This is a genomic window from Gluconobacter oxydans (assembly GCF_006539685.1).
GTDB classification, from domain to species: Bacteria; Pseudomonadota; Alphaproteobacteria; order Acetobacterales; family Acetobacteraceae; genus Gluconobacter; species Gluconobacter oxydans.
The window spans coordinates 150,857-163,092 of the sequence record NZ_BJNM01000002.1 but is presented as its reverse complement, the minus strand read 5'-3'; the positions used below and the strand labels follow the sequence as shown (position 1 = coordinate 163,092).

Here is a 12,236-nt window from a genome sequence, read left to right as displayed (position 1 = left end):
CCCTTGACGCCCATCCATGTGCTTTGTCCGGAAGTCACCGTGATGCATCAGAACAACAGATCCAGGAACATCATGAGCACAACATCCCGGCCAGGGCTCTGGGCCCTGATTACGGCCGCGGTATTCGCGCTTTGCGGCGCGATCCTTACCGTTGGCGGCGCATGGGTCGCTGCCATCGGCGGCCCTCTCTATTATGTCATCCTTGGCCTGGCACTTCTCGCCACGGCTTTCCTCTCATTCAGGCGCAACCCGGCTGCCCTCTACCTGTTCGCAGTCGTCGTCTTCGGAACGGTCATCTGGGAACTCACCGTTGTCGGTCTCGACATCTGGGCCCTGATCCCGCGCTCGGACATCGTCATCATCCTCGGCATCTGGCTGCTGTTGCCGTTCGTCTCCCGCCAGATCGGCGGCACGCGGACGACCGTCCTGCCGCTCGCCGGTGCCGTTGGCGTTGCGGTTCTGGCGCTGTTCGCCAGCCTCTTCACCGACCCGCATGACATCAGTGGCGACCTGCCGACGCAGATCGCAAACGCCTCCCCCGCCGACCCGGACAACGTCCCGGCCAGCGAGTGGCACGCCTATGGTCGTACGCAGGCCGGTGACCGCTGGTCCCCGCTGAACCAGATCAACGCGTCCAACGTCAGCAACCTCAAGGTCGCATGGCATATCCACACCAAGGATATGATGAACTCCAACGACCCGGGCGAAGCGACGAACGAAGCGACCCCGATCGAGTTCAACAACACGCTTTATATGTGCTCGCTGCACCAGAAGCTGTTTGCGGTTGATGGTGCCACCGGTAACGTCAAGTGGGTCTACGATCCGAAGCTCCAGATCAACCCTGGCTTCCAGCATCTGACCTGCCGTGGCGTCAGCTTCCACGAAACGCCGGCCAATGCCACGGATTCCGATGGCAATCCTGCTCCGACGGACTGCGCCAAGCGCATCATCCTGCCGGTCAATGATGGCCGTCTGGTTGAAGTCGATGCCGACACGGGCAAGACCTGCTCCGGCTTCGGCAACAATGGCGAGATCGATCTGCGCGTTCCGAACCAGCCTTACACGACGCCCGGCCAGTACGAGCCGACGTCCCCGCCGGTCATCACGGACAAGCTGATCATCGCCAACAGCGCCATCACCGATAACGGTTCGGTCAAGCAGGCTTCGGGCGCCACGCAGGCATTCGACGTCTACACCGGCAAGCGTGTCTGGGTGTTCGATGCGTCCAACCCGGACCCGAACCAGCTTCCGGATGACAGCCACCCTGTCTTCCACCCGAACTCCCCGAACTCCTGGATCGTGTCGTCTTACGACAGGAACCTGAACCTCGTGTACATCCCGATGGGCGTGGGTACTCCCGATCAGTGGGGCGGTGACCGCACGAAGGATTCCGAGCGTTTCGCTCCGGGTATCGTTGCTCTGAACGCAGACACGGGCAAGCTCGCCTGGTTCTACCAGACCGTTCATCACGATCTGTGGGACATGGACGTTCCGTCACAGCCGAGCCTCGTGGACGTAACGCAGAAGGACGGCACGCTTGTTCCGGCCATCTACGCTCCGACCAAGACCGGCGACATCTTCGTCCTCGACCGTCGTACCGGCAAGGAAATCGTCCCGGCTCCGGAAACCCCGGTTCCCCAGGGCGCCGCTCCGGGCGATCACACCAGCCCGACCCAGCCGATGTCGCAGCTGACCCTGCGTCCGAAGAACCCGCTGAACGACTCCGATATCTGGGGCGGCACGATCTTCGACCAGATGTTCTGCAGCATCTATTTCCACACCCTGCGCTACGAAGGCCCCTTCACGCCGCCGTCGCTCAAGGGCTCGCTCATCTTCCCGGGCGATCTGGGAATGTTCGAGTGGGGTGGTCTGGCCGTCGATCCGCAGCGTCAGGTGGCTTTCGCCAACCCGATCTCCCTGCCGTTCGTCTCCCAGCTTGTTCCCCGTGGACCGGGCAACCCGCTCTGGCCTGAAAAGGACGCCAAGGGTACGGGTGGTGAAACCGGCCTGCAGCACAACTATGGCATTCCGTATGCCGTCAACCTGCATCCGTTCCTGGATCCGGTGCTGCTGCCGTTCGGCATCAAGATGCCCTGCCGTACGCCGCCCTGGGGCTATGTCGCCGGTATTGACCTGAAGACCAACAAGGTCGTCTGGCAGCACCGCAACGGCACCCTGCGTGACTCGATGTATGGCAGCTCCCTGCCGATCCCGCTGCCGCCGATCAAGATCGGTGTCCCGAGCCTCGGTGGCCCGCTCTCCACGGCTGGCAACCTCGGCTTCCTGACGGCGTCCATGGATTACTACATCCGTGCGTACAACCTGACGACGGGCAAGGTGCTGTGGCAGGACCGTCTGCCGGCTGGCGCCCAGGCAACGCCGATCACCTATGCCATCAACGGCAAGCAGTACATCGTGACCTATGCAGGCGGACACAACTCGTTCCCGACCCGCATGGGCGACGACATCATCGCCTACGCCCTGCCCGATCAGAAATGATCTGACAGGACCCTCGGGGCCATGAAAAAGGGGAGATGCCATCAGGCATCTCCCCTTTTTTCGTTCCGGCAGACTGGCGGAAGATACAATCGTTACATAGGGTAACAAAGTCATTCCCCGATGAGAGACACATCATGAGACTGTCCGTCATCCGCCCGCTTATGGCCCTGCCCCTCCTTCTTGCGGGCAGCAGCCTGCCCGCACAGGCCGAAGACCATCCTCTCGGCGCGATGCTGGACCCCCATCATCACAGCCCTCTCATCTACCCGCCCGCTGAACTTGAGTTTCACAAAAGCGGAACGGCCCATGTCCGCTGCACCATCAGCGCTGCCGGAATAGCCACTGACTGCCAGTCTTCCGCCTCACAACCGGATTTCGGCCTCGCAGCCGAGCAGATGGCCTACAGCTCGACATTCCTGCCCGCCTACCAGAACAGCGTGGCCGTGCCTGGCACCTGGGAGAAGACCTACACCTTCCATGCCTCGCCCGACCTGACGACGCCGATGCTCGACAAGACCCATACGCCCCCACCCCATTATCCCGAAGCCGCCGACGCTGCCGGAATTGGCGGTCACATTACCGTCCTCTGTCAGATCGACCCAATGGGCGCCGCGCATGACTGCACCGTCAGTGACGGCCCGCCCATCCTGCAACGCGCTTCGCTCGCCTATTTCAGCCTTGCCAGATACTACCCGGCTCTTAAGGAGGGACAGCCCGTCGCGGCACAGTACCGGGGAAACATCACCTGGGACACGCCCCATCCCGTGGACCAGCAGGGTTTCCGCTAGTCTCCCGCTACAAGACCGCTTGCACGCCGCTCGCAACGTATTGCATTCTTTTCTGAAAGCCGGGACGCGTTCCCCGTAACCCGGCACCGCTCTGGAGATCATACCCCATGCCGTTCCGTCGCCTCTCCGTTGCCGCCCTCGCCGTTCTGGCGCTCGGTACCCAGATGGCCCACGCCAAGCCCTGTCGCGACGACAAGGGCAAGTTCACGAAATGCGAAGCTCCCCAGAAGCCGAAGCCCTGCCGGGACGCAAAAGGAAAATTCACGAAGTGCCCGACAACCGCCAGCGGCACGACAGCTGCGACCAGCGCCACTCCGTCGGCAAGTCACCCGCAGTAAGATTATAATCTCTGCAATCAAAACCCCCCGCAGGCTTTGAGCCTGCGGGGGGTTTTCATTTCTAGTGTGACGCGCGCTTCTGAATGGCCTGCGCCATAGCCTCGACCCCGTTGCCACGGTTCGTCGAAAGCGCCTTGACCAGTCCCATGTCATGCAGAAACACAGGGCTTGTTCCCAGAATTTCCGATTTCGGACGGCCGGAATAAACCCTCAGCAGAAGCGCCACGAGCCCCTGAACGATCGCGGCATCCGACGCCCCGGCGAAAAACAGCTTTCCATCCCGTTCGACCGCTTCAAGCCAGACCTGGCTCTGACAGCCCGGAACCCGATGGGCATCATCCTGCCACTCTTCCGGAAATGGCGGCAGCTTGCGTCCCATCTCGATGATGTACTGATACCGCTCCATCCAGTCATCAAACAGACCCAGCTCGGCCTCGATCTCCTCGATAGCCGCAGCAGCCGTGTCCTCCTGGGGAACAAGATAGGCATCACTCACGTGTCACAATCTCCAATTCACAGGCCCAATGCCGCCAGCCGGCGCAGAACCGGCCTCTTATGAGGCACCACCGTCAACAGAACGCATGGTTTCAGCAACAGCCCGCTGCAGGCTTTCCTGCGTAAAAGGCTTCGGCAGCAGAAGTCCGTTTTCAGGGGCGGGCATATCATCTGTGTGCCCACTGATAAACAGCACCCTCAATCCGGGCACGGCCTTCAGCAATGCTTCCGCACAGGCCAGACCATCATGATCCGGCATCCTCATATCAATGATCGCAAGCTCGAAAGGAGACGCCGGATCAACACGCTTCAGCGCATCCGCCAGCGAGGCCACAGCCGTCACCTCATGGCCATCCTGGGCCAGAAATCCGGCCGTCACCATCCGAACCGGCGCTTCATCATCCAGCACCAGAACCTTCAGGCGCCGTTCGAGCTTCGCGCCCTGAAGCTGCGGCACAGCAACCCGTTCCTGACTGCCCCGCGCCACGGGAAGCAGCAGCGTCATGCGCGTCCCCCTGCCCACGACACTGTCAACAACGATTTCGCCATAACTCCGGCTCAGAAAACCATACACGCTGGACAGACCCAGCCCGGTCCCACGCCCGACATCCTTGGTCGTAAAGAAGGGATCAAAAATCCTTGCCGCCACCTCCGGCGGCATGCCTTCGCCTTCATCAACAACCTCCAGCGCCACGGCCCGGTCCGGACAGCATTCCACGGGAAGACCCGTCCGCTTCTGCTCGACGACATGCGCACTGATCCGCACCGTCCCGCCATCCGCCATGGCATCCCGCGCATTCACACACAGGTTCAGGAGCGCCATTTCAAGCTGGTCCGCATCCGACCAGACCAGCGGCAGATCCGGCGGCACGTCTTCCACACACAGCGCGCATGGGGCCGCCGATGCCGGGACACCCCGCTTTTTGAGGCTCTGACGCAGAAGATCCGTCAGCCCCGGCAGCAACTGCCCCAGCGACACAGCCGACAGACGCGCCTCACGCGGACGTCCGAACTGAAGCAGCCGCCGCGTCAGAACGGCTCCGCGCTGGGCAGAATCCGCGGCATTGCGAAGCAGTGCCAGAGAGGCTTCATCAAACTCAGCGATATCCTCCAGAAGCTCGAGAGACCCTGAAATCGCCGCCAGCAGATTATTGAAATCATGCGCGATACCGCCAGCCAGCGTCCCGAGCGACTGCAGCTTTTCGGCCTGACGCAGCCGTGATTCCATCACGACACGGGACGTCACATCCCGGTCCATGCTGACCTGCCAGGCATCTGCCCTGGAAGCGCCTTCCGGCCAGGCAAGAGCCAGCCGCGTCAGCTCATGCCAGCGCGTGACAGAGCGGCCCTCTCCTTCCGTAAGAACCTCGCCGACCAGACGTTCTTCCTGCCCTGAAACGCGCACATCCTCGCGCATGGCCGTGATTTCGGACCAGAGATTTTCGGGAAAATGGGCCTGCTCGTTCTCGGCCCCGCTTTCGGATTCATCGCGGACATTGCTGCGGATGCACCGCCCGTCCCGGTCCGAAAAGACGAGCCCGATCGGTAGCGCTTCCATCAGCCCCCGCAAAAGCGCCTGCTCCGTCCTCAGGGCACGCTGCGCCAGACAGTGCTGCGTGACTTCGCCGACCAGCGAACGCAGGGCATCCGAATCCCAGGGTTTGTGAACATAGGCCTGCACCTGCCCCTGGTTCAGCGCGGAGACGACAGCCTCCAGATCGGCATATCCTGTCAGCAGAATACTGCGGGCATCCGAAAACGCGCGGGCCTGCATCAGCAACTGGTCGCCGGTCAGACCTGGCATCCGCTGATCAGAAATGATGGTCGCGACATCCCTGTGCGCCCGCAGCAGATCCAGCGCCTTCAACGGGTCCGTGGTGGACAGGATTTCATACTGGTCTTCCAGCAGATCCGTCAGGGCGACGAGGATCTCCTCCTCATCGTCAACCAGCAGGATCAGCGGGCGCGACGGCCCTTTGGCACTCCAGAAAGTCATGCTGCACGACCAGTCGCCACCGGCCCCTCCTCGGTCATGCGAACGGGCAGACTCATCCGGAAACACGCTCCGATCCCGCGCCCGTCCAGCAGATTGGCGTCCGTTACCTCAATCACCCCGTCATGCGCCTCCATGACGCTATAGGCAATGGCCAGCCCCAGACCTGTCCCGGTTCCCACGGGCTTGGTCGTGAAGAACGGATCGAATATCCGCGTCCGCAGGTCAGGCGGCAGCCCCGGTCCGTCGTCACTCACACTCATTTCGTAGCGCCCGTTTTCCAGACGCGAGGCAATGACGATCCTGCCGCGCACGATATCTCCGTCCGTGGACATGTCCGCCAGCGCATCGGCCGCATTGGAAATGATGTTCATGACAACCTGATTGAGAAACGCCGGCTGGCAGACCAGTTCGGCCGGCGCCTGCAGATCCTTCTGCACGATGATCCCCGGCCCCAGCTTGTGCGCCAGAAGAGCGAGCGCGGTTTCCAGCGCTGCCGGAACATCAACCTTCTGGAACGAGCTCTCATCCAGTCGTGAAAACCGCCGCAGGCTCAGAACAAGGTTCTGGATGCGCTGCAAACCGAGTTTCATGGACTCCAGCCGTGACATTCCCTTTTTTGTCAGGGACATCGCCTCGTCGGAGGCATTCACCCCCTGCAACCGCTTGAGGGTCCGCGTCACCGTATCCGCATGTGCGATCGTAAAGGCCAGCGGATTGTTGATTTCATGCGCAATGCCCGCCACCAGCTCACCCAGCGACGCCATTTTCGCCGTTTGCACGAGCTTGGACTGCGCCTGGAGAAGCCGTTCGTTCGTCCGCGCCAGCTCCATGTTGGCCTGCGCCAGCGCCTCAGCCATTTCCGCCTTGGCGCGCGCGGCTTCAAGCGTCAGGGCGTTCTGCTGACGCTCGATTTCCTGCTGACGGAACTCGTCCTGCGCCATCCTCCGCTGCGCCAGCGTCCGGATCCGCATGGCCAGCGCCTCAAGCGCAATATCGCTTGGCACGAGATCATCAATCCCGGCCTCGAAGAACTCACCGGAAGATTGCCTTCGGAAACGCGACGCCTCCACAATGCCCAGCGTCCGGAACGGAATCCCGCCCGCTTCCAGCACCGCCTGCCGACGCGCATCCAGAAGACGGCAGAACTTCAGATCCTCGTCCCCGCTGCCCAGTTCCAGCACCAGACAGTCCGGACTGTCCGCCCCCCGAAGCCAGCCACCCTCAATCAGATCGTCGGACCGCTCGATGGAGGTGACGGTATGCCCATCACGCCAGAGCAGTTCTCCCAGAGTGGTTTCCGGCACGTCCTCGACGACTTCTTCCTCGTCTTCATCCTCACGCGGAGAATTGACGATCACGATCCGCGCCCGGCGCAGGCGGGATGCCTCATCGACCTGAAGGAGTTCCGGCCCTTCCCGCAGCAGAGCCCGCATCCGCAGCACCATGAGATCCGGATGGGCCGACTTGGAAATATAGGCGTCCGCGCCGCTCTCCAGCCCCTCACGCTCCACCCCCGGCGACGCATCCTCCGTCAGCATCAGGATCGGGATGTTCCGGGTCAGCGCATCCAGCCGCAGCCGCCGCGCCAGCTGGCCACCACTCATGCCCGGCAGTTCGGTACAGGCGACCACCAGATCCGGCATGGTCTCCTCGATCGTGCCCAGCGCCTCTTCGCCACTCGTGGCGCAGGTGAGGGCAAACCCCTCCTTCACCAGAACCTGGGCAATCTGCCGGGCATGGTCACAATCGGGCTCCACAAGAACCACCCGGGGCATGTTGGACGTCACCATAGGCATCTCGAACTCAGGAAAAGGCATGACAGCACGGGAAAGTTTGCATTGGCGTTCTCTTGCAGCTAGTCCGAGGTGAACCATTCGTCCGTTTTCAGGGGCGAAGACTAACTCCCGTTGCCGGACCACTGGAAGCCATATCTATGGACATGCAGCCCCCATCCCATATCACGGACCGCCTTCTGGGCCGCAGCAGCCGCAGCGATTCATCGCTCACCACGTCCTCCATGATCCGGACGGGCATCTGGTCGGTCTGCTATTTCGCCTTCTATCTGGCCCAGCAGATCGCCGAGCTTCTGGCACCTCTCCTGCTGATTCTGGGAGTGGGCTGGTACATCCTGCCACATATCGTCAACGCGATCACGACGAGCGCCGCCACGGCCGATCCGCAGGCCCGTGACATCATGAACCATGTCGCCGGGACTCTCCCGAACCATCTGCAGATCGGCTCTCACCTCATCACGCCGGGCTCCCTGATTTTCGACGGTATCCTGCTCATGGCCATCGCCGCGATCGGGGCCACGGTCTCGGCCCTCGCCGCCCGCAACATGTGAGATGCGCAGGGGTCAGGAGAAATGCCCGGCCCCAGGCAGAAACCCGAAAACGCCAGCGCCCTTGCAATACCACAGCGCTGCAACCCCGCCCCCCGCCAGAACAAGACTGGCGCCCCAGGCTGCAATCCAGGCTCCGGTAGACCCGATCATTGACGGACCAGCCGTATTCGCGGGCGTCTGTACCTCTCCGGCCGAGCGCGAATGCAGAACCGCGGAACGGCGGGCATTGCTGCGGCTGGCCATTGCCCCGGTCGCCCGGAACGCCCCTTCTGTTCCGGAAACCGGCGACTCCGCAACGACAGGTGCAGCCTCCTCTTCCGGGACCTCGAAAACTTCAGACGCGGCGACAGATCCCTCGGGCGCCTCTTCCGGCTTCAAAGCTGCGGGCGCCCCTAGCTCCCAGCTGTCTCCACAGTTGGCGCAGCGCAGACGCTTGACCCCTTTTGCCAGCGCCTCCGGAACCTCAAAGACTGCATGACAGTGGGGGCATTCAATGCGCATTCAATCAATCCCTTCGACAGCCGGCTCCGATCCGGCCTAGCCTGATCCGTGTGCTTGCCTGTTATGACGAAATGATCGTTATTAAATGGTTAATAGATTGCCCGCCTTTTCAATGAAAGCATCATGATCCGCCTCCTGAATGTCTCGATGATGCCCCCCGGCGTGGGACAGCCCGTTCTGCGGAATCTGACGCTCACCGTCCCGCAGGGAGAGTTCCGCTGGCTGCTCGGCCCGTCCGGAGCCGGCAAATCGAGTCTGCTGCGCCTCCTGACGCTCGAAACACGTCCCTCGGCCGGTCAGATGGACCTGCTCGGCGTGTCCGTCAGTCAGGCCAGCCGGGCCACGCTACGGAACCTGCGGCGAAGGATCGGGTTTGTTCCCCAGGACTATCGCCTGATCGGGGAATGGACTGTGTTCGACAACGTGGCTCTCCCGCTGAGACTGCGCGGCGCCTCCGAACGCGACACCAGACGTGAGGCCTTCGCCGTTCTGGAATGGCTGGACGTCGCGCATCTTGCTGACAAGCGCCCCGGAACCCTTTCCGGCGGCGAACAGCAGCGCGCCGCCATCGCGCGCGCCCTGATCGGCCGTCCGGAAGTCCTGCTGGCCGACGAACCCACCAACGCCCTCGAGGACGCGCAGGCCCGTCGCCTGCTGGCCACGTTTCAGGAACTGGTGGAAATGGGCACGACCGTCATCGTCGCCACCCATAATGAAGCGCTGGTCCGCGAAGCTCCGGCCGCGTCCATCGTCCTTCAGGACGGCACACTCGCGGGGGCCGATCCTCAGGACGGAATTGCCGCACGCCGGAGCGACAGAGCATGAGCGCGCCTGTTTCCCCCGGCCTGCGCTCCGGCAGCCTGCCGCTTCTGGTCGCACTCATGACCCTGCTGGCCGGCCTCTCGCTCGCCGGGCTGACAGGCGTTCAAACCCTGGCCGAAGGCTGGGCCGGCGCCGCACGCAACGCCACCACGATCGAGATCCCGTCCGACACGCTTCAGCTTGAAGACCGCACCCGCACGCTCATCCAGACGCTCCATAAAACGCCCGATGTCACCACTGTTCGGGAACTTTCCCCGCAGCAGGTACAGACCCTTCTCGCCCCCTGGCTCGGACAGGTCTCGGACAGCGGGCATCTCCCCGGCCTTTCCCTGCCCGTCGTTCTGATCGTCGCCCATACCGGAACCCCTGATCTGGGCAAGGTCGTCCATGCGGCCTTGCCGGAAGCCGTCGTGGAAGAAGACCGTCGTTGGGGAGAACGGCTCAACGGCCTGGGGAGCAGCCTCGTCGCCTGCGCCTGGCTTGCGGTCAGCCTTATCGCCGCCATCGCGATCCTTTCAGTCGGCATGACCGTCCGCCGCTCCGTAATGGCCCAGCGCAAGGCCGTCGAGATCGTCCATTTCCTCGGTGCCGGAGATGTGACGATCTCCAGTCGCATTGCTGGCAGGGCTGCCCTTCTGAGCCTCGCCGGCGGCCTCGCCGGACTGTTCTTCCTGAGCCCGGTCATCACCATGCTCGCGCGAAAACTGGCCCCCTTCTCACATGATGCAGGCCCGGCCGCACTGCCTGCGACAACCTGGCAGACCATGCTGGCCAGCTGGTGGAACACCCTGCACGTCCTGCCCCGCTTCCTTCTCGAAGAACTCGGCGCCCTGCCTCTGATTGCCGCCTGCCTGGGCTGGCTCACCGCACAGACCGTCGTGCTCGTCTGGCTCCGGCGGCTGCCATGAAGCGGCTGCTCCTGACATGTCTGGCTCTGGGCGGGCTCTGGCTGGCGGGATTCGCATGGTTCATTCAGGACGCGAGCAAGGCTTCCGTCACGGCCCCCGTCTGCGACGGCATCGTCGCCCTGACCGGCGGAGAACAGCGCGTCGATACGGGCATCACGCTTCTGCGGGGCGGATACGGGCACCTGCTCCTGATCTCGGGGGTCGGCCCGCATGTCACGCTGCAGCACATCCTGCATCTCCAGCAGGAATCCCTGTCCTCCCCTCTGGCAGAGCGCATCACGCTCGGCCGCCGGGCTACCAGCACGATCGGCAACGCCCACGAAACCGCCCAGTGGGCCCGTGACAATCACCTCCACCGCCTTCTGGTCGTCACAGCCGGCTACCATATCCGCCGGGCGGTTCTCGAAATCCATCGCGTGGCTCCGGATCTGGCTCTCGTCCCCTATCCGGTCGTTCCCCTCGCCCTTCAGGCGCCCCTTTCCCGCCGGACCCTGTTCCTGATGTTCCGCGAGTACAACAAGTTCCTCGGCGCGGAAATCTGCGTCCTCACCGGCCTTCCGGATGGCCGGGAAGGACTGGACGGCGCCTGACAGCCCTTGTGTCCGGACCGCTTTTCTGGTGTGCAGAACAGCATGATGAGCATTCTGCGCGGCGTCCTTTTCAATCTCTATCTTTTCTGGATCACCCTGTTCATGGGCCTCGGAACCATTCCGATCCGCCTGATGAAAAACCAGGATCTGGCCCTGTCCTACGCGAAACTCTGGGCACGGGCCGTTCTGGCCGGCTTCACCCGGATCTGCTCGGTCCGCATCGAAGTTACGGGGCGCGAGAACCTGCCCCCCGGTCCGCTGCTGATCGCCTCGCAGCACCAGTCCTTCTTCGACGGCTTCATCTGGATGACCCTCGTTGACCGGCCCGACTACATCATCAAGTCCGAACTGACCCGTATTCCCGTCGTCGGCCCGATGCTGCTCCTGACCGGCATGATCGCCATCGACAGGAAGGCCGGATCGAAAGCCCTGCGCAACATGATGCGGGACACCAAGGCAGCCCATGCCGACGATCGCCAGATCATTATTTTCCCCGAAGGCACCCGTACCCTTCCCGGAGAGCGCCATCCGATCCAGCCCGGCATCGTCGCCCTGGCACGACAGACAGACGTTCCCATCGTGCCCGTCGCCACCGATTCAGGGCTGTTCTGGGACCGCAATGCGTGGCTCAAACGTCCGGGAACCCTGCACGTCGTCATCGGCCAGCCTCTGCCGCCGCAGCAGGAACGCAAGGCCTTCACACAGGCTCTGGAGAGCGCGTGGGATGAACTGTGCACAACCCATACCCTTCCCCGCGATCCTGTGGATAACTCTGTGGACCCGGAAAACGCATGACCGGGCTGCAAAAAACTGAAATCTTTCAGGACTATTCCAGACCCGGCGCGTTCCTGACGTCCCACCTCTGACAGAATCTTCGCATCTCTTGGTTTTCTGCCGTTTTCAGCGTTTCACACTTCCAGAAGCTCCCCTTAAGACCACACGTTCGTGAGCGCTT

General features: G+C 62.7%; 12 protein-coding genes. 8 read left to right on the top strand and 4 right to left on the bottom strand.

Going from position 1 to position 12,236, the window contains the following annotated elements; all coding sequences use genetic code 11:
- Positions 1–72: 72 nt before the first annotated feature.
- The 3 genes from GOX01_RS01680 to GOX01_RS01670 all read left to right on the top strand — a co-directional run bounded on the left by GOX01_RS01680 (position 73) and on the right by GOX01_RS01670 (position 3,625).
- Positions 73–2,499: a glucose/quinate/shikimate family membrane-bound PQQ-dependent dehydrogenase gene (locus GOX01_RS01680; RefSeq protein ID WP_011251851.1), complete on the top strand. Its 2,427-nt coding sequence runs from the start codon at positions 73–75 to the stop codon at positions 2,497–2,499.
- Between the two features lie 134 nt (positions 2,500–2,633).
- Entirely contained in the window at positions 2,634–3,287 is a 654-nt protein-coding gene (locus tag GOX01_RS01675; RefSeq protein ID WP_034954556.1) for an energy transducer TonB, read from the top strand.
- A gap of 107 nt (positions 3,288–3,394) precedes the next feature.
- Complete coding sequence (locus GOX01_RS01670) at positions 3,395–3,625, top strand: hypothetical protein (RefSeq protein ID WP_011251853.1); 231 nt, start codon at positions 3,395–3,397, stop codon at positions 3,623–3,625.
- A gap of 61 nt (positions 3,626–3,686) precedes the next feature.
- On the opposite strand, the gene GOX01_RS01665 is transcribed toward GOX01_RS01670, so the two are convergent.
- Genes GOX01_RS01665 through GOX01_RS01655 form a run of 3 tightly spaced genes read right to left on the bottom strand, consistent with a single transcriptional unit; the run spans position 3,687 to position 7,891 of the window.
- Positions 3,687–4,121: a SufE family protein gene (locus GOX01_RS01665; RefSeq protein WP_011251854.1), complete on the bottom strand. Its 435-nt coding sequence runs from the start codon at positions 4,119–4,121 to the stop codon at positions 3,687–3,689.
- A gap of 57 nt (positions 4,122–4,178) precedes the next feature.
- Positions 4,179–6,116, bottom strand: coding sequence for a response regulator (locus tag GOX01_RS01660; protein ID WP_062269825.1), 1,938 nt, complete (start codon positions 6,114–6,116; stop codon positions 4,179–4,181).
- The gene (locus GOX01_RS01655; protein ID WP_011251856.1) at positions 6,113–7,891 is read right to left on the bottom strand and encodes an ATP-binding protein; all 1,779 of its coding nucleotides are present in this window, start codon (positions 7,889–7,891) and stop codon (positions 6,113–6,115) included. The genes GOX01_RS01660 and GOX01_RS01655 overlap by 4 nt, the downstream gene beginning before the upstream one ends.
- 158 nt (positions 7,892–8,049) lie before the next feature.
- On the opposite strand from GOX01_RS01655, the gene GOX01_RS01650 reads away from it, so the two are divergent.
- Positions 8,050–8,460 (top strand): hypothetical protein, encoded by a 411-nt coding sequence (locus tag GOX01_RS01650; RefSeq protein ID WP_011251857.1) that lies wholly within the window; start codon positions 8,050–8,052, stop codon positions 8,458–8,460.
- A 12-nt stretch (positions 8,461–8,472) separates the two neighbouring features.
- Here GOX01_RS01650 and GOX01_RS01645 read toward each other — a convergent pair whose 3' ends face one another.
- Positions 8,473–8,961, bottom strand: a complete 489-nt coding sequence (locus GOX01_RS01645) for a zinc-ribbon domain-containing protein (protein WP_011251858.1) — start codon at positions 8,959–8,961, stop codon at positions 8,473–8,475.
- A 123-nt stretch (positions 8,962–9,084) separates the two neighbouring features.
- On the opposite strand from GOX01_RS01645, the gene GOX01_RS01640 reads away from it, so the two are divergent.
- Genes GOX01_RS01640 through GOX01_RS01625 form a run of 4 tightly spaced genes read left to right on the top strand, consistent with a single transcriptional unit; the run spans position 9,085 to position 12,076 of the window.
- Complete coding sequence (locus tag GOX01_RS01640; RefSeq protein ID WP_011251859.1) at positions 9,085–9,786, top strand: cell division ATP-binding protein FtsE; 702 nt, start codon at positions 9,085–9,087, stop codon at positions 9,784–9,786.
- Positions 9,783–10,691 carry a cell division protein FtsX gene (locus tag GOX01_RS01635; RefSeq protein ID WP_024717213.1) on the top strand — a complete coding sequence of 303 codons (909 nt, stop codon included), beginning with the start codon at positions 9,783–9,785 and terminating at the stop codon, positions 10,689–10,691. The genes GOX01_RS01640 and GOX01_RS01635 overlap by 4 nt, the downstream gene beginning before the upstream one ends.
- Positions 10,688–11,281, top strand: coding sequence for a YdcF family protein (locus GOX01_RS01630; protein WP_024717214.1), 594 nt, complete (start codon positions 10,688–10,690; stop codon positions 11,279–11,281). The genes GOX01_RS01635 and GOX01_RS01630 overlap by 4 nt, the downstream gene beginning before the upstream one ends.
- 45 nt (positions 11,282–11,326) lie before the next feature.
- On the top strand, positions 11,327–12,076 hold the full coding sequence (locus GOX01_RS01625; RefSeq protein ID WP_024717215.1) for a lysophospholipid acyltransferase family protein: 750 nt from the start codon (positions 11,327–11,329) through the stop codon (positions 12,074–12,076).
- Positions 12,077–12,236: the final 160 nt, after the last annotated feature.

Bases quoted from the DNA above. Each gene is read 5' to 3' on its own strand.
- GOX01_RS01680 (WP_011251851.1), top strand. From the start codon at position 73: ATGAGCACAACATCCCGGCCAGGGCTCTGGGCCCTGATTACGGCCGCG.
- GOX01_RS01675 (WP_034954556.1), top strand. From the start codon at position 2,634: ATGAGACTGTCCGTCATCCGCCCGCTTATGGCCCTGCCCCTCCTTCTT.
- GOX01_RS01670 (WP_011251853.1), top strand. From the start codon at position 3,395: ATGCCGTTCCGTCGCCTCTCCGTTGCCGCCCTCGCCGTTCTGGCGCTC.
- GOX01_RS01660 (WP_062269825.1), bottom strand. From the start codon at position 6,116: ATGACTTTCTGGAGTGCCAAAGGGCCGTCGCGCCCGCTGATCCTGCTG.
- GOX01_RS01655 (WP_011251856.1), bottom strand. From the start codon at position 7,891: ATGCCCCGGGTGGTTCTTGTGGAGCCCGATTGTGACCATGCCCGGCAG.
- GOX01_RS01650 (WP_011251857.1), top strand. From the start codon at position 8,050: ATGGACATGCAGCCCCCATCCCATATCACGGACCGCCTTCTGGGCCGC.
- GOX01_RS01645 (WP_011251858.1), bottom strand. From the start codon at position 8,961: ATGCGCATTGAATGCCCCCACTGTCATGCAGTCTTTGAGGTTCCGGAG.
- GOX01_RS01640 (WP_011251859.1), top strand. From the start codon at position 9,085: ATGATCCGCCTCCTGAATGTCTCGATGATGCCCCCCGGCGTGGGACAG.
- GOX01_RS01635 (WP_024717213.1), top strand. From the start codon at position 9,783: ATGAGCGCGCCTGTTTCCCCCGGCCTGCGCTCCGGCAGCCTGCCGCTT.
- GOX01_RS01630 (WP_024717214.1), top strand. From the start codon at position 10,688: ATGAAGCGGCTGCTCCTGACATGTCTGGCTCTGGGCGGGCTCTGGCTG.
- GOX01_RS01625 (WP_024717215.1), top strand. From the start codon at position 11,327: ATGAGCATTCTGCGCGGCGTCCTTTTCAATCTCTATCTTTTCTGGATC.